Here is a 24,247-nt window from a genome sequence, read left to right on the forward strand (position 1 = left end):
CGATGGCAGATTCCAGAGAGATTTTGCTGGAGGTAAAAGGGCTGGAGAAAAGCTTTGGAGACCGGAAGGTTCTGAATAATATAGAGCTGCAGGTGGCGAAGGGGGAAGTTACAGTTATTCTGGGCCCGTCGGGCTGCGGGAAGAGTACCTTCCTGCGATGTCTAAACGGCCTGGAGCCGATTCAGGGGGGAGAAATTCGGTACCGGGGGCAGAATCTTGCCGGGAACGCTGTAGATTGGCGTGAAGTAAGGCAGCATATCGGCATGGTTTTTCAAAATTATGAGCTGTTTCCCCACATGACGGTTATAGACAACATTCTGCTCGGCCCGCTTAAGGTACAGAAGAGAGACGGCAAGGAAGCGCTGAAGCAGGCAGAAGAGCTGCTTAGCAGGGTTGGACTGCTGGACCGCAAGGATGCGTATCCCCGTCAATTGTCCGGGGGGCAGAAGCAGAGAATCGCGATTGTCAGAGCGTTATGCATGAATCCGGAAATTATGCTGTTCGATGAAGTGACGGCCTCTCTTGATCCCGAGATGGTGCGGGAAGTGCTGGATGTCATTCTGGGTCTGGCCCAGCAGGGAATGACCATGATCATTGTGACCCATGAAATGGGTTTTGCCAAGTCTGTTGGAGACCGGGTCATATTTATGGACCAAGGTAAAATTTGCGAAACTGCGGCTCCGCAGCAATTTTTCACCAAACCGGCGACAGAGCGTGCCCAGCACTTTCTGGATATATTTCAGTATTAACAAACTATATAGAAATTGGGGATGAAGAGGGATGAAAAAGAGTTTGAAATTTGCAGTATCGGTTATGGCAGCTGGAATGCTTTTGCTGGGTTTGACCGCATGCGGCAATTCGGGGAACAACAAGGAAGGGGCCGCTTCTTCAAAGTTTGCTTCTATTGAAGAGCTTAAGAAAAACGACAAGATCCGGATCGGTGTGTTCGCCGACAAGCCGCCGTTTGGTTATGTGGACTCCGAAGGCAAAAACCAGGGGTTCGACGTTTATATCGCCAAAAGATTTGCCAAGGATTTGCTGGGGGATGAATCCAAGGCAGAGTTTGTGCTTGTGGATGCAGCCAGCCGTGTGGCCTATCTGGAATCCAATAAGGTTGATATCATTATGGCTAACTTCACAGTAACCGATGAACGCAAAGAAAAAGTGGATTTTGCCGCTCCTTACATGAAGTTGTCCTTTGGGATCGTTTCTCCTGACAGCGCGCCGATCACTTCCATTGACCAGCTGAAAGAAAAGGGCCAAAAGCTGATCGTAGCCAAAGGTACAACTGCCGAAACCTACTTCACAAAAGAACATCCGGAAATCGAGCTGCTTAAATTCGACCAGTACACAGAGATTTTTGCGGCACTTAAAGACGGACGCGGCGCAGCTATTGCCAATGATAATACGGAACTGATCGCGTGGGCTAAATCCAACCCCGGCTTTACCGTAAGCATCCCGGCTTTTGGCGGCCAGGATACGATAGCACCGGCAGTTGCCAAGGGCAATACGGAATTGCTGAACTGGATCAACACCGAACTTGAGACGCTGGGGAAAGAGCAGTTTATTCATCAGGCGTATAAAGAAACATTAAATGAAGTATATGGGGAAGGCTACACCGATGATTTGGTCGTTGAAGGCGGAAAGATCTAGTAGCACAGAGAAAGACACCCGGGAGGGTGTCTTTTTGCATCCATGCGGGGCCACCGAAATAACGATAACGGGTCTGAAATACAGGTGCTTGGTGTGATCAGGAATCAGTTGGTTGGCGCAGGGGCTGTGTATTTCAGGAACGTCTTGGGAATGGCGCTTTCAAAGGTCAGCAGTTCTCCTGAAGTCGGATGAACGAAGGAAAGCACGCGGGCATGAAGGCCAAGGCGGCCTACGGCCTTAGTCTCTGCGCCGTATTTTTTGTCACCGGCGATAGGGTGGCCGATGTCAGCCATATGCACACGGATTTGATTTTTGCGTCCGGTTTCCAGTTGTACCTCCAGCAGAGAGAAATGGCGGTTGGCTTGAATAAGCTTGTAATGAGTTATGGCATGAAGCCCGTCGCCTTCATGGGGACTGGAATACATTTTGAGGGTCGAAGTTTCCTTCAGCCAGGAGCTGATAGTCCCTTCGGCCTTTTTGACGGCCCCTTCCACGAGTGCCACGTAGGAACGTTCCTTTACAGTTTCCTTCCACGTATTTTGCAGCTTCTGCTGAATGGCTTCACTCTTGGCAAACATCATCACGCCTGAAGTATCACGGTCCAGCCGGTGAACGACATAAATACGGTTGCGCGGATTGGTGAGGCGGACATGCTCCATCAGCTGGCGGTATGCCGTTAATTCATTGTCTTCCCCGGTGGCGATGGACAGCAGTCCTGCATCCTTCTGGATAATAATCAGATCATCGTCCTCATGAACGATGGTCAGCAGGGTCATCTCTTTGGCCTGTACTTGCTTCTCTTGGTCTATGGTTACAGTCTGACCCGGATGCAGCTGGAAATTGTGCCGGGTTATCGGTTTGCCGTTTACGGAGACCTGTCCGCGGGAGAGCAGTGACTTGACGGAGTTCCGTCCCTTGTTTGTGATTACGCTAAGCAAAAAAGGCAGCAGCTCTGCGGGCTCAGTTATGGAATAGCTTTTGACGGCAGCCTGTCCCTTCGCTTTGGCAGTGATGCCAGGCTTAGCGCCTGATTTATGGTTTCTTGCCCCTGATTTTGGCTGTGATTGGGAGGGGCCTCCGGGCTTGCCGCCCCGTTTGCTTGCCTCTTTGGGATTTCGTCTGGTGTTCATGCCTGCATTCTCCGTCCTCTAATATTGTATTCCTCAATATACCATGGGCCGTGAAGAAATACTATGGAGGGGTCCCTACATAACACTAATCAGCCCGACAATAATGAGGATAGAGAGGGCTCCATAGATCCAGCCAGCACAAAGGCCAATTTTTCTGGAAAGGAAAATTGCGGATATCTATCAAGTGTTGCTTTGAACGGTGATTTTTATGTAATGATTTGAATATGAACCTCCGGTTTTACCACTCCGGTTGTTGCTCATTAGTCTTTTGCCCGGTAAACTAAAGAGAGAAAGTTCTAAGGAGTTTTGAGAGATATGAAGATGCAAGCACCTACTATGGAACAGGCGCAGGCTGAACTGCAAAAATATTACGGCTATCCCGACTTCCGGGAGGGCCAGAAAAAGATTGTCGAGAGCTTGCTGGAGGGTCATGATACGCTGGGCATCATGCCAACCGGAGGCGGAAAATCGATCTGCTATCAGGTTCCGGCGCTGCTGCAGCCGGGGCTGACGCTGGTCATCTCGCCTCTGATCTCGCTGATGAAGGATCAGGTGGATGCACTGACCACTGCGGGGATACCTGCTGCCTATATCAACAGCACCTTAAGCGGCAAGGAAGTGAATGAGCGCATCCGGGCTGCGCGCCGCGGCGAGCTGAAGCTGCTTTATGTTGCACCCGAGCGGCTGGAGCTGGACTGGTTCCGGTTAGAGATGGCCGGGTTATCCATCTCATGCGTGGCTGTGGATGAAGCGCACTGTGTATCCCAGTGGGGCCATGATTTCCGTACAAGCTACCTCGCGGTATCCCCTTTTGTAGAGGAACTGCCGCAGCGGCCGATTCTTGCCGCATTTACCGCGACTGCTACCCCGGAGGTCATGGAGGATATGGTCCGGCTGCTGCGTCTGCGCCAGCCGGGCGTCTTCATGACCGGGCTTGGACGGGATAATCTGGCGATGTCTGTGCTGCGCGGGGAGAACAAACGCGAATTCGTTCTGGATTATACCGCTACTCATTCTCATCAGCCGGGTATTGTATATGCGGCTACCCGCAAAGAGGTTGATGATCTCTATCAAAGACTGCAGGCGTCGGGAATCGCTGCCGGACGCTATCATGCCGGAATGAATGACCAGGAACGGGCAGAGAGCCAGGAAGGTTTCCTGTATGACGACATCCGTGTGATGGTCGCCACCAATGCCTTCGGGATGGGGATCGACAAGTCCAACGTACGTTATGTTATCCATTACAATATGCCGAAGAATATGGAAGCTTATGTTCAGGAAGCCGGACGTGCCGGACGGGATGGTGAGCCGAGTGAGTGTATCCTGCTCTTCAGCGCGCAGGACATTATGACGCAGAAATTTCTGATTGAACAGAATCCGCAGGACCCGGAGCGAAAGGCGAATGAATACCGCAAGCTGCAGCAGATGATCGATTACTGCTACACCACCCGCTGCCTGCGCAGTGCACAGCTGAATTATTTCGGTGAAGATCACGGGGACAAGCCCTGCGGCATCTGCAGCTCCTGTACGGATGAACGGGAACTGGTAGACATGACAGTGGATGCGCAGAAGATTTTCTCCTGCATCCACCGCATGCGTGAACGTTACGGTGTGGCGCTGGTTGCTTCGGTGCTCAAGGGCTCACGCAACCAGAAGGTGCTGCAATACGGCTTCGAGCAGCTGCCGACTCATGGCGCGATGTCGAGCCGTACGGAGAAAGAGATTACCGAGAGCATCAATGTGCTGATCTCGGAGGGATATCTGGCCCTGACAGAAGGCCAATATCCTGTGGTGCGGCTGCAGCCGCTGGCTGCCGAGGTACTGCGCGGCCAGCGTGAGGTGCAGCAGCGTGTGGCCCGTCCTTCACGCACCGGCGGAGCCTCCGGCGGGCGGGACCGCAGCCGGTCGCGGGATCTTTCGCCGTCGGCCGTCAATGAGACGGTCTTCGAGCAGCTGCGCCTGATCCGCCGCGAGCTGGCGGGACGCGAGCATGTCCCGTCCTATATCATTTTTAATGATGCGACCCTGCGTGAGATGAGTGTGGTTTGCCCGCAGACCGAAGCGGAGATGCTGAGGGTGAAGGGTGTCGGGGAAGTGAAGTACCGGAAATACGGCAAGCCGTTTCTGGAGTTTTTTCAAAATGAAATGTAAAGAAGGTTATGAGGCATGAGAATCGTCCTGGCCACATTAAACGCCAAGTATATCCACACCTCGCTTGCCATCCGTCTTCTGAAGGCGTACAGCGAGCATGAATTCGAAGATATCCTTCTGGCGGAATACACTATCAAAGATCCCGTGATGAATATCGTGTCAGACCTATTCCAGAAGAAGCCCGATGTTATCGGCTTTTCCTGTTATATATGGAACATCGAGGAGACCGTCAAGCTGATTGGCATACTCAAACAGGTGATGCCGGAGGTCACTATCGTGCTAGGCGGGCCGGAGGTGTCTTACGAGCCGCTGTACTGGATGAAGCGGGAAGCCGGGATTGATTTTGTTGTAAACGGCGATGGGGAAGAGACCTTCCACCATCTGCTGCAGGAATTGCGGGATGAGCGCAAGTTCCATTTTGTATACGGTGCGGCTTACCGTAAGGGCGAAGAGCTGATTGTCAATCCGCCGCGTCCGAAGACGGATCTGAATACACTGCCGACACCGCACCGGTTTCCGGATGATCTGCCGGATCTCAGCAAGCGGATCGTTTATTTTGAGACCAGCAGGGGCTGTCCCTTCAACTGTCAATTCTGCTTGTCCAGCATTGAGGTAGGCGTACGCTATTATGATATCGAACGGGTCAAATCCGATTTGCTGTATCTGATCGAGAACGGAGCCAAGGTTATCAAGTTTCTTGACCGTACCTTTAATATCAACCGCAGCTATGCCATGGAGATGTTCCAGTTTCTGATTGATAACCACCAGGGCTGCGTGTTCCAGTTCGAGATTACCGCGGACATCATGCGGCCCGAGGTCCTGGATTTTCTGGCCCAGAACGCTCCTCCCGGCGTCTTTAGATTCGAGATTGGCGTGCAGTCAACCAATGACGAGACCAACGAGCTGGTCAAACGCCGCCAGAATTTCACGAAGCTATCGCGTACGGTGATGAAGATTAAGGCCAGCGGCAATATCGATCAGCATCTCGATTTAATTGCCGGACTGCCCATGGAGGATTATTCCACTTTCCGTAAAACCTTCAACGATGTATTTGCCATGGAGCCGGAGGAGCTGCAGCTTGGGTTCCTGAAAATGCTGCGCGGCACCGGTCTGCGTGCCCAGGCAGCCAAATATGACTATACCTATATGGAACATGCCCCGTATGAGATTCTCAGCAGCCATGTGATGCCGTTCTCCGATATTATCCGGCTCAAACGGCTGGAGGATGTGCTGGAGAAATACTGGAACAGCCATCGGCTCGACCATACTGTAAAATACCTGATCCGCCATGTGTTCCAGTCGCCGTTTGATTTCTTTCAGGAATTCGGGGATTACTGGGAAGATCGGGGCTGGCAGAAGATCGGCCACCAGCTGGAGGATTTGTTCACCCGTCTGCATGCCTTCCTTACAGATCGCGGGACAGATGCCATGAATATCATTACCGGGCTGATGAAGCTTGATTATTTCCTGGGGCACAAATATAAGCCGCGCAAAATCTGGTGGGATGTCTTGCTGGATAAAGCGGATTGGTCCAAACATATGAAGGATATCGCTGCTCATCCGGGATTGATATCCCCGCAGCTGGCGGAGGCCGGATACAGTGAACGTGAACTGCAGAAGTTCATGATGCTGGAAGTGCTGCCTTTCCGTTTGGAGACGGTACTGGATTCGATCAGCGGCCTGCGGGCCGATGAAGGATTGGCTGATGCAGAAGCGAATACAGAACCGAATGTGGAGATGAGTGGTGTGTCTGGCAATATCGGTGAAGCGAACGCAGCAGCGGCGGCCGTAGCGGTAAATGACAGGGCCACGGCTGTGGCCGAAGCTGAGGCAGGAGTGGGAGGAAACACGCTGCTGATTGTGCTGTACCAGCAGGACGACAGCCAGCGGGCACAGTATTATACACTGCCTTTGTAGAAGGAGGATTCTTCCGGCTATGAGCAATCAACCACCGGTCAGATTGACTTTGTATGAAGAGAAGCTGCGGGAAGAGCTGCTGGCGTTTCAGCTTCCTGCGGAGCAGGCGGAATTCACTGGCTTGCCTGAGGAGACTATAGATGGTGCCTTGCAGGACGAGGGGAAGGTTCCGGTTGTTATTGTTGCTGGAGAAAAGCCGGTGGGATTCTTCATCCTGCATACCGGAGCGGGTATCGCCGACTTCTACAACCATTGGTCTGAAGCGTTGCTGCTGCGTGCGTTCCTTGTTGACTATGCCAGCCAGGGACAAGGGTTTGCCAAGGCTGCAATGGCTTTGCTGCCGGGTTTTGTCCGTATTCATTTTCCGGCAGTCCGTGAGGTGGTGCTGGCTGTGAATGAGCGCAATCTCCCGGCAGGAAATCTCTATCTGCGTGCTGGTTTTCGGGATTACGGTCTGCGCAGGAGCGGTGCAAAAGGATCGCAGATGATTCTGCAGTATTCGCTTGAGGAATTCAGCGCAGGTTCTGGCGGGGGCATGAACAACGGGGACGGCTGCGGGAGCGGCTAATCAGAGCATGACCCGCAGTCCGCTGTTTGCAACGTTCTCAACGGAGTGTCAGTTACATTATTCTGTTTGTTTATATGCTGGACTTTCGACGGCTTGACTAAAAGTTTGTTCAAAAAAACAGGCATTCCATTATTTCTGGAATGCCTGTTTTTGTTCGCTTTTATATTGCATTCGATTGAAGCAGAGACTCGGCAGGGAGGTGCCGGACCAGCCAGTCTAACACGTCGGCTGTGACCTCGTTATGATTCACTTCGTTCAGCATTTCATGTCTGCCTTCCGGATACAGCCTGTACTCCACATCGCCTAATCCTTGCTCCTTGTAGATGCTGGCCAATCGCAGCACACCTTGTCCCTGCATGCCCACAGGGTCCTTGGCCCCGGAGAACAGATACACTGGCTTATTCTTGCATAATGTCAGCAGTGTTTCGCGGGACTGGATTTCGCGCAGCAGCCGGAAGAAATCCCGGAAGAAGCGGGTGGTGCAGATCGCACCGCAGAAAGGATCGGCGATGTAACGGTCCACCTCCTGCGTGTCACTGCTCAGCCAGTCAAAAGCCGTTCTTACCGGAGAGAAGGAACGGTTGTAAGGGCCGAATACGAGGCCGTTCAGCATTACGCTGCGATGAAGGGCTCCCTGCAGTCTGAACTGCATCCCGGCCAGTGTTTCCCCGGCTCTCAGCATATTGCGCGGACCATTGGTGCCGCTGAGAATAAAGCCGGTGTATATTTCATTGCCATGCTCACACATCAGCTTCTGTGCCAGGAAGGAGCTCATGCTGTGGGCGAGCAGGAAGATCGGCAGACCTTCATGCCGGGAAGAGGCAATCCCGGCAAGCTGGAGCATATCGCGCCGCATCCAGTAGAATCCGTTCTCCCCGGTATCGCCAAGCAGGTTGACCTTCCCGGCAGTTTTGCCGTGCCCACGGTGATCATTGGCATAAACTGCATATCCGGCCCCGGTGAGCGCTAATGCGAAGCGGGTATAACGTGCAGCCGTCTCACACATGCCATGTGCAATTTGCACGATGCCCCTGACCGGAGCTTCTGGCTCCGGCAGCCATTCGTACACATGAATATTCACGCCGAGGGGATCGGTCATTGTAAAGCTGTTTTCCTGCATTATCCTGCCCTCCTAAAAGTTTGTAAAACATCTGCTTCCTTGATCATACGCCGTACCCACTCCGCTCTGAAGCATTAGCTTGTTATGTGAGTGATACATCTGAGTATTGTAGGAATCGCTGATACAGCTCTTTATCGGAAAGAGTAACGAGAGAAAACCCCGCTTTACACTGATTCCCTGCTGCGGGTGTCTTAGTCTAATGGAACAGATGAAAGCGGAACCCACGGCTGATCTTAGTTCTCGACTTCTGGCTTAGGCTTAACCTCTAGTTGCCTTATAAGTATGAATTTTAGGGCAAATAAGAACGTAGCACGGTAGAGTGGCCTTCGATTCCGTAAGAGCCAAGGGTTGCCGGAAGCAGATAACATTCTCCTGCGGCATAAGGCTGGGAACCGCCCTCCCACGTCAGGTGTCCGCTGCCTTCGCAGATGACGAGAATGGTGAAGCTGTCCGGAGTCGTGGCAAGCTCCCATTGTCCGTTTACGAGGCCTTTTTCAACGATGAAATAAGGAGAGGAGGCGATTTGCAGCCATTCCCCGGGAACGGCGCCGTCTGTCTTCATCGAGGTGGCCCCCGCACCTTCATAGGCGGTTACATTCAATGAATCCTCAATATGAAGCTCACGCGGCTTGCCGTCCAGTCCCGGACGGTCATAATCATAAATCCGGTATGTAGTGTCAGAGTTTTGCTGGATTTCGGCAACAACGACTCCTGCGCAGAGAGCGTGAACGGTGCCCGCAGGAATATAGAAGGAATCCCCGGCAGAGACGGTAATCTCCTGAAGACTGTCCATAACGGTTCCATTCTCCAGTGCATCACGCAGTGTTTCCCTGGTGACATTTTCTTTCAGGCCGTAAATGATCTTGGCACCCGGCTTGGCGTCCAGCACGTACCACATTTCTGTCTTGCCCAGTTCACCCTTCGGCAATCCTTCATAGTCATCTGTAGGATGCACTTGCACGGAAAGGTTATCATTGCAGTCCAGCAGCTTGATCAGCAGGGGGAATCTTCCGCCTTCTTCGCTGATGCCTTTGCTGCCGAACCATTCCTGTCCAAACTGCTCACGGATTTGATCGAGCCCCTGTCCGGCGAGTTCGCCGTTTACGACGGAAGAGGTGCCGTTCGGGTGATCGGCGATCATCCAGCCTTCGCCAATATGGCCCTCCGGCAGTTCGAGCCCGAATTTCTCCAGTGCGCGGCCGCCCCAGACGCGTTCTTTAAACTCCGGCTGAAATTTTAAAGGATATGGTTTTGTCATCACAACATCTTCCTTCCAAATTGTAATATTTACTTGCTTCTGTTACTTACAGCGTGTCAATTTTGTGAGCTGAATGCCAAAATGCCCGATTTTACTCATTGCTATTTAGGCTTCAGTTCCTTTTTTCTTCTCTACGGCTACTACGTAGGGAGCAGAAGACCGCTGCAGCTGGCGGTACACAATGCTCTGCGCCTCCTGCTGGGCAAGCCCTGCCGCCCATGACTCTACGGCGGAGGCTTCGCGGTCTCCGCCGTCATGGCCCGGGTAGAGCACCGCCGTGACGATGCCGCCCGGGCGCACCAGCGAGAGCGCGGCCTCCAAGGCGGCCAGCGTGCTCTCCGGCTCGGTGATGATGGTCTTGTCGGCATCGCCGGAAGGCAGGTAGCCGAGGTTGAACATCACCGCCGACACCGTTCCGCGCCACTCCGGCGGAACGGCATCCGCCATCGCTGCATGGCTGCGCTCCAGCAGCGTCACGGGAGAAAGCGCTGACGGCGCTTCCTCCCGGGCCAGCCGCAGGCGCTCTTCCGCAAGCTTCAGCGCCGCAGGCTGAATGTCGAAGCCGTACACCCCGCCTCGCGGCCCGGCCGCCTTGGCGAGGAACAGCGTATCGGCACCGGTGCCCACGGTGGCGTCAATGGCTCTGCCGCCGGACAATAGGCGTTCGGCGGTTAATTTATGAGCAAAGCTAAGGACGGACATAAAGCCCATTAGCTCTTCCTCCAGTACTTACCCTGCCAGGTGTCGCGTGCAACCAGCTCATCATCAATTGCGTTCAGCACTTCCCATTTCTTAAGGCTCCACATAGGCCCGATCAGCAGATCGCGCGGGGCATCCCCGGTCAGACGATGAACAATCATCTCCGGCGGCAGGATTTCCAGCGAGTCGGCGATCAGCTTGACATATTCGTCCTGCTCCAAAAACCGCAGGAGGCCGGCCTCATATTGCTTGACCATCGGCGTTTTGCGCATGAGATGCAGCAGATGGATTTTGATGCCCTGAACACCCATGCGGGCAACAGCCGAAACAGTTTCCAGCATCATTTCATGAGTTTCCTGCGGAAGCCCGTGGATAATATGGGTACAGACGCGGATGCCGTGACGGCGCAGCTTCTCGACAGCCTCGACATAACACTTGGTATCATGGGCGCGGTTGATCAGTTCGGAAGTGGAATCATGAATGGTCTGCAGACCCATCTCCACCCACAGGTACGTACGCTGGTTCAGCTCGGCGAGATATTCGACGACATCATCCGGCAGGCAATCCGGACGTGTGGCGATGGCAAGTCCGACCACACCCGGCTGCTGCAGAATCACTTCATAATATTCTCTCAGCTCCTCGACCGGAGCGTACGTATTGGTGTAGGCCTGGAAATAACCGATATACTTTGCATTCGGCCATTTCAGATGCTGTCTGTCGCGCACATTGTTGAACTGGGTAACCAGATCATCGCGGCGGCTTCCGGCGAAATCGCCTGATCCTCTGGCGCTGCAGAAGGTGCAGCCTCCTTTGGCGATAGAGCCGTCACGGTTAGGGCAGGTAAAACCGGCGTCGAGCATTACTTTGAATACCTTGGTATCCATCTGTTCGCGCATTTCGTAGTTCCAGGTATGAAATCGTTTATCTCCCCACAGCAGTGGAGAAGAGGTCTCTAGAAGACTCAACAGGTGCAGCTCCTCTCTTAAATATAAGAACGTTTATTTTTAGGGCTGAATGACTGCTTCCCCCCCGAAGTTATCCTTATATTGTCGCTAAAATGACGGTGTTCCGGAAAGGCAACGTAGAGCCATTTTATTTTAACCTATCCATTGTATCAAAAAACAGCACCCAGCGTAACATTGGCGCCTGCGGAATCTGTGAAAAAAAGGCTAAAAATAAAGGGTTTTCACTTGTTAATGCTTACACATTATGTTATATTTAAATTGTAAAAAACCTGATACAGCAAGCATAATTTTCATTTATTGAATTCATAATTTCGTGTCGTCCGATCCATAATAAAACCCAAGAGGTGATCACGATGAATTCTCAAACATCATATGCCGAAGGCAAAGGCTCCATTGATGTGCAATTGACTCCTGATGAAGCGCTTGCGCTTACGGGCGTGGAGTTTAATGGCAACCATAAGATTAAGACAGAAGCGCAGCGCAAGATCAGAAATGCGTTCGAGAAGAAATTTGATTTTAATACACCGGCAAGGTAGACTATGAACTGTTGAACTAGTGGACCCCAATTCCAAATACAACATAAAGGGAATTCTCCGGCGGTTTTTTTGCCCCCGTCGGAGAATTCCCTTTTCCTTTTGGCAAATATATGTAGAAAATGACGGAATCAGCATCTCTTCACTGAAATCCCTTTACTTTTGCAGATAAGTTCGGCACAATATTGCAAGTGATAGTTATTGTAATAAGTGAATAAGCGGAGGAATACCTATGCGTTTACGCGGAAGAAAAGGAATACGTGAAAGCCTGGAGGAACAGACCGATCTGGTAATCCTCGATCCACGCAGCCTCAAGGGGCGGTGGTCTGAATTGTTCGGCAACGATCATCCGATTCATGTGGAATTCGGAATGGGCAAAGGACAGTTCATTAGTCAAATGAGCTTCAAATATCCCGATATTAATTTTATCGGCGTTGATATGTACGATGAATTGATCCGCCGCGCGGCTGAGAAAGCCCGTTTGGTGTGGGAGCCGGCAGGACATGAGACGCCGCCTAACCTTAGAGTGGCACTCGCCAATATTAACTACGCGGAGGAAGTGTTTGCTCCAGGAGAGCTGGAACGTATCTATCTGAACTTCAGCGATCCCTGGCCGAAGAGCAAGCATGCCCGCCGCCGCCTGACGCATCCGCGTTTTCTTGACAAATACCGCGGGTTACTCAGTCCGTTGGGGGAAATTCATCTGAAGACGGATTCCCGGAGCCTGTTTGAGTTCTCCCTTAATGCGTTTGCCGACTATGGGCTGCAAATGAAGAATATCTCTCTTGACCTGCATGCGGACGGTGTCATTAATGAGGAGCATGTCATGACGGAATATGAGACCAAATTTTACGGCCGTGGCGTTAATATCCAGCGCTGCGAAGCGATTGTCGGGGCAGAGGCGCTGGAGCGGTATCAGGCCGCCCGGCTGGATAAATACCGGCTGTAGAACAGTTAATGCCGATTTATGTCTCCACCAAAGCAGAAGTATATAAAAATGGCAGTCCAAGGAGAAATTCCCGGACTGCCATTTTTATATGTCCCCTTGTTCTTGTGGGCGTTATTCGAGCATATCAATAATGCTTTGGGCGCTTTGCAGCGGATGAAACCTGGCGATCTCTTCCAGATGGGTTTTTCGTTTGGCCTGCACGTCCTCATAGTTGTAGAGCAGCCGCTCCATCCGTTTGTCGACTACATCCAGCGATGAAATCGGTTCTCCAAGACCTGCAGCCGTGAAGTAGCGGCAGTTCTCCTCTTCCTGACCTGGCAGGGGGTGATGGAAGAGCATGGGGATACCCTTGGCCAGCCCTTCGCTGCAGGTCATTCCTCCTGGCTTGGTAACGAGCAGATCGGATACCTCCATCAGCTTGTCAATCTCGCGGGTAAACCCGATCAGGGAGATATTGGGATGAATGTACCGGTGGTCCTCGTTCATCTCGCTCAGCAGTTTATCATTCGTGCCGAGACAAAAGACAATCTGGACTTTCTCCCGCCAGCTCGCCAGCGCTTCGTTCACGACCTCATCGTTCATCATGCCCCAGCCCCCGCCCATAACCATAACCGTCGGCAAGTCCTGCAGGCCGAATTGCTCCAGAATTTCCGCTCTTCCGGGATGCTCCCAGAAGTTGGGGTGAACCGGCATGCCGGTAACCTGGATTTTGGCGGCGGATACGTTTCGCCGGCGCAGCTTGGCTTTGACCTCCGGAGTGGACACCAGATACCGGTCTACCTCAGGGCTGATCCAGGTGGCATGGGCATCATAATCCGTGATCACCGTAACGAGCGGCGCTTTGAAGGCCGGATCCAGCCGTTTCAGGCGGGACACCACAGCGCTGGGAATAAAGTGGGTGCAGACGATAATATCGGGCTTCAGCTGCTTCACAATATTTTGCGTATGTGTATAAAATAAGCGGTGCAAGGCAAGCGTGGTAAGACGATTAAATGATTTCTGGTGACGGTACACGTACCCCATCAAGCGGGGCTGGGTCGTCACTGTTTTGCGGTATGCCGACACAACAAGAGGCGCCAGCTTTGGATTCAGGAAATTTCCTAGCTCCAGCACCTTCGTTTGCACTTGGGGCGATAACTTGCGCAGGCTGCTCGACAGCGCGTAAGCTGCCTGCGTATGTCCTGCGCCAAAACCTTCCGACAGCAATAAAACTCTTTTTTTGCGCAATGTTGGATTCACCTGTTCCCGGATGGATTTCGCCGATATGACTTGTGATGCAGGCTTCAGATCCATAAAACAACGGTGCCTGCCGCAACGCCAGTGCCGATAACTGCTCCTGCAAGAACGTCAGAAGGGTAATGCAGTCCCAAATAAATGCGGGAGAAACCGACAATAGCGGCCAGCGGCAGCAGGAAAACGGTCAAGGCAGGGTAAGCCGCCATATAAGGTACCGTTGAGGCGAAGATAGCTGTAGTATGACCTGATGGAAAAGAATGATCTTTAAGCGGATTGTGAAACGTATTCGTTCCCGGCAGCGCCAGATAAGGACGCATGCGCGGGTATAACTTTTTAGCAACAGCGACGGGCAGGTGGCTGACAGCCAGAGCCGTGAGAGCCTGGAGTCCCGTTGTTCTCAAAGGCTGGGGTGAGAGCGCCCAGATCAGCACATTGATACCGATGGCGCTTGTTGCTCCGCCCAGGTGGGTAAGATAGAAAAGCCAAAAGTTCAAAAAAGGGTTGTGCAATCGTCCGTTGATCCACTTGAAAACTTGCCGTTCCCAGAGATGTAGTTTCATGAATAAATGTTTCATACTTTGTCCCTCCGATAGTCCGGCTGAGGATAATAAACGCAGCAGCAGCCACTCGATCCAAGACCTGAAAGCTGTCTTTATCATACGTTTTTAAAGCAGTCCATTTCAAGAAAAAGCTCGGTTAAGGTCGGAAAATGCCAGTTTTGACTTAACAACCCCTTACACCTTACAATGATTCAAGTAGGCTAAACATGTTTATAAGGTTACAGAGAATTGAGGAGTCCGCCATTTGGTATCTCTATAACATCTTTATAAACGGGATAGATATAAATTGAAGCCTACTCCACAAAAAAGGGGAAACTCTTGGTCTACTGTAAGGAATGCAACAAAAGGGTCAGAAAGAACGTTTAATAAGACAGAGAGAGAAAAAAAGAAAAAAGCACACCAAGAGTGAAAAAGGGGGCATCAAAAGATCATGACAGACGCATTGTTTGTTACGCTCCAAGTGATCTTGGCGGCAATCGCAGTCTATCAGTTCACATTATCGTTGTTTGGACTGCGCAAGAAAAAGAATAAGGTACAGTTCGGGCCGGAAAAATCATTTGCTGTATTGGTTGCCGCGCACAACGAGGAAGAAGTCGTCGGCGCATTGATGGAGAATTTGAAACAGCTTAATTATCCCCAAGAGTTGTACGATGTATTTGTCATCTGCGACAATTGTACAGACGGCACCGCAAGAATTGTGCGCGAGCACGGAATGAATGCCTGTGTCCGCACCAATACCAACCTTCGGGGCAAGGGTTACGCAATCGAATGGATGCTCAAGGAACTATGGGCGATGCCGAGACAGTATGATGCAGTTGTCATGTTCGACGCCGACAACCTTGCACATACCGAATTCCTCACAGAGATGAATAATGATCTCTGCGCAGGCGGGCGCGTAATTCAAGGCTATATTGATACAAAGAATCCGGAGGATTCATGGATTACTGCTGCATACGGTGTATCTTACTGGTACATCAACCGTTTGTGGCAGCTGTCGCGCCATAATTTGAACATGGCCAACTTCCTGGGCGGAACCGGCATGTGCTTCGAAACCAATCTGCTTAAAGAGATGGGCTGGGGAGCAACAAGCCTTGTCGAGGATTTGGAGTTTACGATGCGCAGCGCATCCAAAGGCGTATTTCCAAAATTCAACTATGACGCCAAGGTATTTGATGAGAAGCCGCTCACGTTCAAAGCATCCTCCAGACAGCGGCTGCGCTGGATGCAGGGACACTTTACAGTGGCCCGCCGCTACTTCTTCCCTTTGCTGTGGCAAGCCATTAAAGAACGCAGCCTGACGAAGCTGGATCTCGCGCTGTATGGGGTGAATGTCTACATCGTGCTGCTGACGTTCCTGATGACTGCTGTAATGTGGGTAGATACTTCGCTGCTTAATGGTCCGCATATTGCCAATATTTATGGTTATTTGCCGTTGTGGCTCAGCTTCTTTGCAGTCGGCGCCAATATTATCACCTTCCTGCTGGCCATGGCGCTGGAGAAGGTCAAGTTCAAAAAAGTGTATCTTTACCTGCTGGTCTTTCCGGTGTATCTGCTTTCCTGGTATCCAATTACGTTCTATGCCTTCTTCACGCAGAACAACAAGCAATGGAGCCATACCAAGCACACGCGTGTCGTGAGGCTTGAGGAAGTTCAGAGCAAGCAAGGATAAGCCCGGATTTTCACAAAAGAACATGTTGACACTCCTTGCGGAGTATTGTATAGTATTCAAGTATGCAAAACATAGGGATTGCAAGCAGAAGCACCGGCTTCTCACCTGACTGGCAAATACGCCAGCTGGTTTTGATCTCAATGCTTTATGAATGGTTATAATTCATGAACGTTGATCAAACGGGGTGTCGGGGAGTTACCGGCATCCCTTTTTTATGGAGAACCGTAAATAAAATAATTGTAAAGTAGATCCGGAGGTGGAGTATTATCAGTAAGGAACATATGATCAATGATGAAATTCGGGCCAAAGAGGTTCGGTTGGTTGGAGCGGAAGGCGAGCAAATCGGAATTAAGCCGATCCGCGAAGCGTTGCAAATGGCGATTGATCTTAATCTTGATTTAGTCAACGTAGCACCGCAGGCGAAACCGCCGGTATGCCGCATCATGGATTACGGCAAGTTCCGTTATGAAACACAGAAGAAAGAGAAGGAAGCACGCAAGAACCAGAAGATCGTGGATCTTAAAGAAGTATGGTTCCGTGCCAACATTGAGGAACATGATTACCAAACCAAGTTCCGCAATGTGATTAAGTTCCTGGGCGAAGGCGATAAAGTGAAGTGCTCCGTTCGTTTCCGCGGACGTGAGATTACCCACGCTAGCATCGGCCAGAAAATCCTGGAACGTGTTAAGACCGAAGTGGAAGATATCTCTGTTGTTGAGCGCCAGCCTAAGCTGGAAGGCCGCAGCATGATTATGATTCTGGCTCCTAAAGCCCAATAATTTGGAGTCACTTGCACAGCAATTTGGCGCCGCATAATATTCAAGGAGGAAACACCATGCCTAAAATGAAAACACATAGCAGCCTGAAAGGCCGCTTCAAAATTACCGGAACTGGTAAAGTACTGCGTTACAAAGCTCACAAGAACCACTTGCTGTCCCACAAATCGAAACGCGCTAAACGCGTATTGAACGGCAATCCAGTAATGGCCCCTGGGGATGTAAGACGTTTGAAACAAGGACTCGCTAACTTGAAATAGTTTTATCACACATTTTTGGGAGGTTTATTAATATGGCAAGAGTTAAAGGCGGATTTGTAGTTCGTCGTAGACATAAAAAAGTGTTGAAATTGGCAAAGGGTTATTTCGGTTCCAAGCACCGCATTTTCAAAACAGCTAACGAGCAAGTAATGAAATCGATGGTTTACGCATACCGTGACCGTCGTCAAACTAAACGTAACTTCCGCAGACTGTGGATCGTTCGTATTAACGCAGCAGCTCGTTTGAACGGCCTGTCCTACAGCAAGCTTGTATTCGGCCTTAAATTGGCTGGCGTAGAAGTGAACCGTAAAATGCTGGCTGACCTGGCAGTAAACGATCTTAACGCATTCAACTCCCTGGCTGTTGTAGCCAAAGAGAAGATTAACGCGTAAGAGGGATAAATAAACCGAAAAGCACCACCTGCGGGTGGTGCTTTTTTTGCGCGGTGACATTCAGAGAAGCCCCCTGCCGGCCAGATTCTGTAAGGGAGGGGGCTTGCAGCTGAAATTTTATTCCCAGTACTTGGTGGTGCTCAATTGTGAAGCCAGCTTTTTGCTGTTTGTCCGTCTTAGTTTGCGCAGCTCTGAACGTTCATTGGCAGATTCGCTGATCAGCTTCTCTTCATCGGTCTCGGGGATAATAGCCGGAACTGGAGCAGGTGTGCCATCCTCGTGCACCGCTACAAAGGTCAGGAATGACGTAGCGGCGACAACACGCTCGCCTGTGTATAAGTTCTCCGAGATAATCTTCACAAACACCTCGATACTTGTGCGTCCTGTCCAGGAGACGAAGGATTCGAAGCACACGGAGTCCGTAGGTCTGATTGGCAGAAGAAAGTCAACGGAGTCAGCAGAGGCGGTTACCACATTCGTGCGGCAATGGCGCATAGCCGAGATAGAGGCAACTTCATCAATGGTGCTCATCAGCTTGCCGCCAAACAGGGTTTTGTGGTTGTTGACATCATTCGGGAAGACGCGGCCGGTTTTGAACACGCGGGATTCACGGCTGTATTTAAAGGCGGGCGCGACTTGTGGGGTGTTTTGTTCATCCATATTTTTCAGTACTCCCTTTTCATGCAAGATATAAACAATCATGATAATAGAAAATACATTTGTGTGCAATAATATTTATAAGGTTTTAGGAATATGTTTAACTATTTCGAGCTTTCCTAACATCAAATAGACATAAATATAACACTTTGTGTCAGGGTAAGCGTTTTCTTGGTGAAAAATGCAAATTATTATTGACCTGAGGTCATTTATAGACTGGATTTTAGGTTTTTTTACAGTTATAATTTGATCTAATGGTATGTCCAAGCAAAACACAGAAGACATCCAATTTCTTAAGGGGGATCACATTCGATGAAAAAGGTTTTCAAATTGTCGCTCGTTATGTTGATGGCAACCAGTGTCATTTTGGCAGGTTGCGGTAACAAAAAAGACGGCGCATCCGACGTTAAGGTAGGGCTGGTTACAGACGTAGGCGGGGTAAACGATAAATCGTTTAACCAATCTGCCTGGGAAGCCCTGGAAGCTCTTAATAAAGAATCCGGTGTGGAAATTAAATATCTGCAAAGTAAAGCCAACGCAGACTATGTGCCAAACCTTAACCAATTCGTAAAAGGCGGCTACGATCTGACTTGGGGGATCGGCTTTGACCTTGGAGACGCTTTGCTGGAAGTAGCTAAAGCCAATCCGGATGCCAAACTGGCAATCATCGATAGCGTTGTAGACGCTCCAAATGTTGAGTCCGTTACTTTCTCTGAGAATGAAGGTTCCTTCCTGGTGGGTGTTGTTGCCGGTTTGACAACTAAAACTAACAAAGTGGCCTTTATAGGCGGTATGGACAGCCCGGTTATCAAACGTTTTGAAGTTGGCTTCACGGCTGGCGTAGAAGCAGTTAATCCTGAAGCAACAGTAACGAATACTTATGCAGGCGCTTATGACAAGCCTGATACAGGTAAATCCCTGGCTGCTACCCTGTACGATGCCGGTAACGACATCATCTTCCCTGCTGCCGGCGCAACTGGCAACGGCGTGTTCAATGAAGCTAAATCCCGCAATGATGCAGGCGGCGATAAAGTATGGGTAATCGGTGTAGACAAAGACCAATCCATAGAATTTGGCGACGATGTAACTTTGACTTCCATGATCAAACGTGTTGACGAAGCAGTTAAGAAGGTTTCCCAACAAGTAGTTGACGGAACATTCAAAGGCGGCACTACAACCGTACTGGGTCTGAAAGACAACGGCGTGGGCCTTCCTGAAACATCAAAAGCCAACGTATCCGAAGAAATTCTGGCTAAAGTTGAGGATTTCAAAAAACAAATCATCGATGGCAAGATTACTGTTCCATCCGAGTAAGCGTTGAGTCATTCTTAAAGCTTTACAATAACGTAATAAGGAACAAGGCCGGTTCTAAAGCTGGCCTTGTTCCCTGTTAAAAGTTATACGTGAACACAGCAGTGCCGCCTCGCAAGGGGCGGTACAGCCGTGTCTGTATGTCTATTATATATTCTGTGATGAGGGTGATTCCATGAGTGCTGCGGCTCCTGTCGTAGAGTTGAAGCAAATTACAAAACGCTTTCCCGGTATTGTAGCGAACGACTCTATAAGTCTGACGCTGGAAAAAGGGGAGATCCATGCGCTGCTCGGTGAGAACGGTGCAGGCAAGTCCACCTTGATGAATATCGTATTCGGACTATACCAGCCCGATGAAGGCAGCATCGAAATCGACGGGAAACCGGTTATTATCGATAGCCCTAATAAAGCTATTGAGCTTGGCATTGGTATGGTCCACCAACATTTCAAGCTTGTAGAGCCTTTTACGGTCACCGAGAACATTGTTCTGGGCATGGAACCGAAAAAAGGACTTAAAATCGACTATAAATCCGCTTCTGAGCAGGTTCGCAAACTATCGGAGCAATATGGCTTGCAGGTCAATCCGAATGCCAAAATTCATGACATTTCGGTCGGCATGCAGCAGCGGGTAGAGATTATGAAAACCCTGTATCGCGGAGCGGATATACTTATATTCGACGAGCCTACCGCTGTATTGACGCCGCAGGAGATTACTGAGCTTATGGCGATCATGAAGCGGCTCGTTGCAGAGGGCAAATCCATTATTCTAATTACACATAAGCTTAAAGAAATCATGCAGATTTCCGATCGGGTTACAATCATCCGTCGTGGTAAGGTGATTGATACCGTTAAGACTGCCGGGACGAATCCGAATGAGCTGGCCGAAAAAATGGTCGGACGCGGCGTGACATTCAAAGTGGACAAGCAGGCTCCGCATGTGGGATCCAGCGTCCTTAAGCTATCCAATGTCAGCAGCAAGAGCAAGGAAGGCGTATCTGTGCTGAATGGCCTCAGCTTTGAAGTGAAGGCCGGTGAAATCCTTGGGATTGCAGGCGTTGACGGCAACGGACAAAGTGAGCTGATCCAGGCCATCACGGGACTCCGCAAAATTGATTCCGGTTCTATTACCGTATCCGGCAAAGAAATTTCCAACCTGTCTCCACGCAAAATCTCGGAAATGAATGTATCCCATATTCCGGAAGACCGTCATAAACACGGGCTTGTGCTCGATTTCAGTGTAAGTGAAAATATGGTATTGGAAACGTACTACAAGAGTCCGTATAACCAGTCTGGCTTCCTGAAGAAAGACGTAATCAATCAGCATGCCGAAGATTTGGTCAAACAGTTTGATGTGCGTACGCCTTCCATTGAGAACAAAGCCCGCTCTTTGTCAGGCGGTAATCAGCAAAAAGCGATTATTGCGCGGGAAATAGACAAAAATCCGACACTCCTGATTGCGGCTCAGCCGACACGTGGTCTTGATGTCGGAGCGATTGAGTTCGTTCAGAAGCAACTGATTGCCCAACGTGATCAGGGCAAAGCTGTGCTGCTGATTTCTTTCGAGCTGGATGAGATTATGAATGTTTCCGACAGAATAGCCGTTATCTATGAAGGGCAAATCGTCGGCGAAGTATTGCCGCAGGATACGAATGACCAGGAACTGGGTCTGATGATGGCGGGCAGCTTGAAGCGGGGGGGGAAAGCGGGTGCATAGACTGAAAAAAATATTTGCGACAGACAGCTATATTGTGCCGATTGTTGCAATAATAATGGGTTTCCTGGTAGGAGCTGTCGTGATGCTGGTCGGCGGATATGACCCTATCCTCGCTTATTCATCCCTGTTCCAGCGTGTATTTGGCAGTGCTTATGATTTCGGTGAGGCAATACGTGAAATGACGCCGCTGATGTTTACCGGGCTTGCCGTAGCATTTGCCTTCCGCTCAGGAATGTTTAACATTGGTGCGGATGGTCAAGTGCTTATCGGTATGACCGCCGCTTCAGTGATCGGTATTAAGCTGGCTGGCCTGCCGCCATTCTTGCTGGTCCCGCTTGCTGTTATCGCTGCAGGGCTCTGCGGCGGTCTGTGGGCCGGAATAGCCGGATTCCTTAAGGCGAAACGCGGCATTAATGAAGTTATCACTACCATTATGCTGAACTGGATCGCGCTCTATCTGGCAAATTACATTGTCAAAACATTTTTGCTCCTTCCAAAGCAAAACCGTTCGGAGGATATTCCCGCTTCGCTTTCCATGAACTTCTTGAATTCTCTGTTTGATAACGCCCGTCTGCACTGGGGTACAGTTATTGCGCTTGCTGCAGCGCTGTTCTTCTACGTGTACTTATGGAAGACCAAACAGGGATATGAAATGCGTGCGGTTGGACTCAATCCGCATGCCGCAGAATATGCCGGGATGAATGTTGGACGCAATGTAGTGAAGGCGATGTTCATCAGTGGCGCCTTCGCCGGGCTGGCGGGAGCAGGTGAGGTGCTGGGCGTATTCCACTATCAATCTGTCTTCGCAGCCTCGCCGGGTTATGGATTTGACGGCATCGCCGTCGCGCTTCTTGGACTGACTCATCCGCTTGGAGTCGTACTGGCCGCTATCCTATATGGAATACTGACGTATGGTTCGGCAGGCATGAGCTTTGGAGCAGATGTTCCACCGGACCTGATCCGTATCGTAATCGGTTCAATTATATTCTTTATTGCGGCACAAGGAATTGTCCGCTGGGTGCTTAAACCGTTTTACTTCAAGCGCAAGAAAGAGAAGGTGTTATAGATGGATCTGCAGACGTTAGGACAACTGCTCAATACAACGCTTGTATTCTCCACAGCGCTCATTTTTGCCGCGCTGGGCGGCATCTTCTCTGAACGCTCCGGGGTAGTTAATATCGGTCTTGAAGGTTTGATGATGTTTGGTGCCTTTGCGGCAGCCGTGGGCGGATATTATGCCCAGGATGCCGGAATGGGGGCATGGGCTCCGTGGGTTGGTGTGATTTGCGCTATGGCTGTGGGTGTGATTGGCTCATTGATTCATGCGGTGGCCGCAATTACCTTTAAAGCCGATCAGACGATCAGCGGTACGGTAATTAACTTCCTTGCTGCCGGCAGCACGCTTTATATAGTTAAGCTGCTTTTTGACGGCGCTGGTGAAACACCGCTGCTGGATGGCTTCAAAAAAATACCGGTGCCAGGTCTTTCGAAGATTCCGGTTATTGGCGAAGGGATTTTTAATTCCTATCCAACAACCTATTTGGCGATTGTGCTGGTTATTGTCATTTACTTTGTGCTGTTTAAGACTCCGTTTGGCCTTCGCTTGCGCGCAGTTGGCGAACATCCGAGTGCTGCAGATACGCTGGGTGTCAATGTAAAGCGGATGAGATATATCGGAGTTATGCTGAGTGGCCTGCTGGCCGGTATCGGCGGAGCGACAATTACGCTGACGACTACAGGTACCTTTGGGCACAATACGATCTCCGGTCAAGGTTTTATCGCCATTGCAGCGATGATCTTCGGCAAATGGAATCCGCTTGGTGCATTTGCAGCCGCAGTATTCTTCGGATTCTCCCAGGCTATCCGCAACTATGTGCAGTTGTTTGAATGGTCCAATAGTATCCCTCAGGAATTTATCTTTATGATTCCTTATGTATTGACGATTATAGTACTGGTAAGTGCTGTCGGCCGCTCTTCGGCGCCAAAAGCGCTCGGTGAGCCATACGATCCCAGCAAACGTTAGACCCGCAGTTGATTTGAATAGCAGTATTATTCAAAAACGCATTTCCGGCTGTTGCTGAAAATGCGTTTTTTTGTGCGAATATAAGAATTTATATGCTTCACGCTATAAATCTCGCTGAAACGGATACCGTCCTTTTGAGGACGGCAAAGCCGTTTCCACTTGGCTTTGAGCCATATCTGCAGAGGATGCAGTGTGGCTAAACCGCAAGTTATTGCTACTCTTTCGCTGGACAGGGCATGTGTACAGGCGAACGGCAGACGCGCCGAATAAACTGTGTTGAAACTTATGCGAATGCATATGAGACAGGTGTGTAAGCAGATGCTTATAAAATTTTAGGAGGGATATTATGGCACAGCCGGTTACAAAGAAACAGGTAATGAAGCTGGTGGGCAGAAATATCGTTGCAGTGAAAAAAGATGGTTCTAAAGTGACGGGCAAGCTGCTCCGCATTTCTGGAAACCGTCTGATCCTACAGCGTGTCAGCGGTAAGAAAGTACAAACCAAAGCATTGATTCCGCTGGTGCTGTTTGATTTGCTTGCCATAGGTACGGCCCCTTATGCTGGCGGATATGGCCCAGGTTATGGAGGCTCCCCGTATGGAGGCAATCCATATGGTGGATACGGTTATAACAAGTATGGAGGATATGCTCCTGGACCTTATGGCGGAGCTCTGGTACCTCCGATTGGCTTTTTCTAAGAAGTTTAT

General features: G+C 50.4%; 24 protein-coding genes. 16 read left to right on the forward strand and 8 right to left on the reverse strand.

What is annotated here, in order from left to right; all coding sequences use genetic code 11:
- Positions 1-2: 2 nt before the first annotated feature.
- Both H70357_RS06790 and H70357_RS06795 read left to right on the forward strand, forming a co-directional pair.
- Positions 3-749: an amino acid ABC transporter ATP-binding protein gene (locus H70357_RS06790; RefSeq protein WP_038587230.1), complete on the forward strand. Its 747-nt coding sequence runs from the start codon at positions 3-5 to the stop codon at positions 747-749.
- A gap of 31 nt (positions 750-780) precedes the next feature.
- Entirely contained in the window at positions 781-1,653 is an 873-nt protein-coding gene (locus H70357_RS06795) for a cysteine ABC transporter substrate-binding protein (protein WP_038587232.1), read from the forward strand.
- Between the two features lie 104 nt (positions 1,654-1,757).
- Here H70357_RS06795 and H70357_RS06800 read toward each other — a convergent pair whose 3' ends face one another.
- Positions 1,758-2,783 carry an RluA family pseudouridine synthase gene (locus tag H70357_RS06800; protein WP_081965708.1) on the reverse strand — a complete coding sequence of 342 codons (1,026 nt, stop codon included), beginning with the start codon at positions 2,781-2,783 and terminating at the stop codon, positions 1,758-1,760.
- Positions 2,784-3,098: 315 nt separating this feature from the next.
- Between H70357_RS06800 and recQ the strand changes: the two genes are divergently transcribed.
- Genes recQ through H70357_RS06815 form a run of 3 tightly spaced genes read left to right on the forward strand, consistent with a single transcriptional unit; the run spans position 3,099 to position 7,419 of the window.
- Entirely contained in the window at positions 3,099-4,934 is a 1,836-nt protein-coding gene (recQ, locus tag H70357_RS06805; protein ID WP_038587234.1) for a DNA helicase RecQ, read from the forward strand.
- A gap of 15 nt (positions 4,935-4,949) precedes the next feature.
- Positions 4,950-6,851 carry a B12-binding domain-containing radical SAM protein gene (locus tag H70357_RS06810; protein ID WP_038587236.1) on the forward strand — a complete coding sequence of 634 codons (1,902 nt, stop codon included), beginning with the start codon at positions 4,950-4,952 and terminating at the stop codon, positions 6,849-6,851.
- A 19-nt stretch (positions 6,852-6,870) separates the two neighbouring features.
- On the forward strand, positions 6,871-7,419 hold the full coding sequence (locus H70357_RS06815; protein WP_063848022.1) for a GNAT family N-acetyltransferase: 549 nt from the start codon (positions 6,871-6,873) through the stop codon (positions 7,417-7,419).
- Positions 7,420-7,579: 160 nt separating this feature from the next.
- On the opposite strand, the gene H70357_RS06820 is transcribed toward H70357_RS06815, so the two are convergent.
- The 4 genes from H70357_RS06820 to H70357_RS06835 all read right to left on the reverse strand — a co-directional run bounded on the left by H70357_RS06820 (position 7,580) and on the right by H70357_RS06835 (position 11,461).
- Positions 7,580-8,539 carry a serine aminopeptidase domain-containing protein gene (locus H70357_RS06820; RefSeq protein WP_038587238.1) on the reverse strand — a complete coding sequence of 320 codons (960 nt, stop codon included), beginning with the start codon at positions 8,537-8,539 and terminating at the stop codon, positions 7,580-7,582.
- Positions 8,540-8,828: 289 nt separating this feature from the next.
- Complete coding sequence (locus H70357_RS06825) at positions 8,829-9,797, reverse strand: type I phosphomannose isomerase catalytic subunit (protein ID WP_038587240.1); 969 nt, start codon at positions 9,795-9,797, stop codon at positions 8,829-8,831.
- Positions 9,798-9,902: 105 nt separating this feature from the next.
- A complete protein-coding gene (locus tag H70357_RS06830; RefSeq protein WP_038587242.1) occupies positions 9,903-10,508 on the reverse strand; it encodes a tRNA 5-(aminomethyl)-2-thiouridylate-methyltransferase MnmM in 606 nt (201 codons plus the stop codon).
- Positions 10,508-11,461 (reverse strand): tRNA modification radical SAM protein MnmL/YtqA, encoded by a 954-nt coding sequence (locus H70357_RS06835; RefSeq protein ID WP_038587243.1) that lies wholly within the window; start codon positions 11,459-11,461, stop codon positions 10,508-10,510. Before H70357_RS06835 ends, H70357_RS06830 begins: the two co-directional genes overlap by 1 nt.
- Before the next feature lie 353 nt (positions 11,462-11,814).
- Between H70357_RS06835 and H70357_RS06840 the strand changes: the two genes are divergently transcribed.
- Entirely contained in the window at positions 11,815-11,997 is a 183-nt protein-coding gene (locus H70357_RS06840; protein ID WP_038587245.1) for a hypothetical protein, read from the forward strand.
- A gap of 229 nt (positions 11,998-12,226) precedes the next feature.
- A complete protein-coding gene (gene trmB / locus H70357_RS06845) occupies positions 12,227-12,943 on the forward strand; it encodes a tRNA (guanosine(46)-N7)-methyltransferase TrmB (protein ID WP_038587248.1) in 717 nt (238 codons plus the stop codon).
- A 111-nt stretch (positions 12,944-13,054) separates the two neighbouring features.
- Here the strand turns inward: trmB and H70357_RS06850 are convergent, their stop codons facing one another.
- Positions 13,055-14,170: a UDP-N-acetylglucosamine--LPS N-acetylglucosamine transferase gene (locus H70357_RS06850; RefSeq protein ID WP_038598825.1), complete on the reverse strand. Its 1,116-nt coding sequence runs from the start codon at positions 14,168-14,170 to the stop codon at positions 13,055-13,057.
- A gap of 56 nt (positions 14,171-14,226) precedes the next feature.
- Positions 14,227-14,754, reverse strand: coding sequence for a phosphatase PAP2 family protein (locus H70357_RS06855; RefSeq protein WP_038587250.1), 528 nt, complete (start codon positions 14,752-14,754; stop codon positions 14,227-14,229).
- A 415-nt stretch (positions 14,755-15,169) separates the two neighbouring features.
- Between H70357_RS06855 and H70357_RS06860 the strand changes: the two genes are divergently transcribed.
- From H70357_RS06860 to rplT, 4 genes are all read left to right on the forward strand, one after another.
- On the forward strand, positions 15,170-16,408 hold the full coding sequence (locus H70357_RS06860) for a glycosyltransferase family 2 protein (RefSeq protein WP_038587252.1): 1,239 nt from the start codon (positions 15,170-15,172) through the stop codon (positions 16,406-16,408).
- Positions 16,409-16,689: 281 nt separating this feature from the next.
- Positions 16,690-17,187 (forward strand): translation initiation factor IF-3, encoded by a 498-nt coding sequence (gene infC, locus H70357_RS06865; protein ID WP_038587254.1) that lies wholly within the window; start codon positions 16,690-16,692, stop codon positions 17,185-17,187.
- Positions 17,188-17,243: 56 nt separating this feature from the next.
- Positions 17,244-17,444, forward strand: coding sequence for a 50S ribosomal protein L35 (gene rpmI / locus H70357_RS06870; RefSeq protein ID WP_036696104.1), 201 nt, complete (start codon positions 17,244-17,246; stop codon positions 17,442-17,444).
- A 32-nt stretch (positions 17,445-17,476) separates the two neighbouring features.
- Entirely contained in the window at positions 17,477-17,836 is a 360-nt protein-coding gene (rplT, locus tag H70357_RS06875; RefSeq protein ID WP_038587257.1) for a 50S ribosomal protein L20, read from the forward strand.
- Between the two features lie 117 nt (positions 17,837-17,953).
- Here rplT and H70357_RS06880 read toward each other — a convergent pair whose 3' ends face one another.
- Positions 17,954-18,496, reverse strand: a complete 543-nt coding sequence (locus H70357_RS06880; RefSeq protein WP_038587259.1) for an acyl-CoA thioesterase — start codon at positions 18,494-18,496, stop codon at positions 17,954-17,956.
- Positions 18,497-18,805: 309 nt separating this feature from the next.
- Between H70357_RS06880 and H70357_RS06885 the strand changes: the two genes are divergently transcribed.
- From H70357_RS06885 to H70357_RS06905, 5 genes are all read left to right on the forward strand, one after another.
- The gene (locus tag H70357_RS06885; protein WP_038587261.1) at positions 18,806-19,807 is read left to right on the forward strand and encodes a BMP family lipoprotein; all 1,002 of its coding nucleotides are present in this window, start codon (positions 18,806-18,808) and stop codon (positions 19,805-19,807) included.
- 172 nt (positions 19,808-19,979) lie between these two features.
- Complete coding sequence (locus H70357_RS06890) at positions 19,980-21,518, forward strand: ABC transporter ATP-binding protein (protein ID WP_038587263.1); 1,539 nt, start codon at positions 19,980-19,982, stop codon at positions 21,516-21,518.
- Positions 21,511-22,584, forward strand: coding sequence for an ABC transporter permease (locus tag H70357_RS06895; RefSeq protein WP_038587265.1), 1,074 nt, complete (start codon positions 21,511-21,513; stop codon positions 22,582-22,584). Before H70357_RS06890 ends, H70357_RS06895 begins: the two co-directional genes overlap by 8 nt.
- Positions 22,585-23,541: an ABC transporter permease gene (locus tag H70357_RS06900; RefSeq protein ID WP_038587267.1), complete on the forward strand. Its 957-nt coding sequence runs from the start codon at positions 22,585-22,587 to the stop codon at positions 23,539-23,541.
- A gap of 346 nt (positions 23,542-23,887) precedes the next feature.
- A complete protein-coding gene (locus H70357_RS06905) occupies positions 23,888-24,238 on the forward strand; it encodes a hypothetical protein (protein WP_038587269.1) in 351 nt (116 codons plus the stop codon).
- Positions 24,239-24,247: the final 9 nt, after the last annotated feature.

This window comes from Paenibacillus sp. FSL H7-0357 (assembly GCF_000758525.1).
Classification (GTDB): domain Bacteria; phylum Bacillota; class Bacilli; order Paenibacillales; family Paenibacillaceae; genus Paenibacillus_AQ.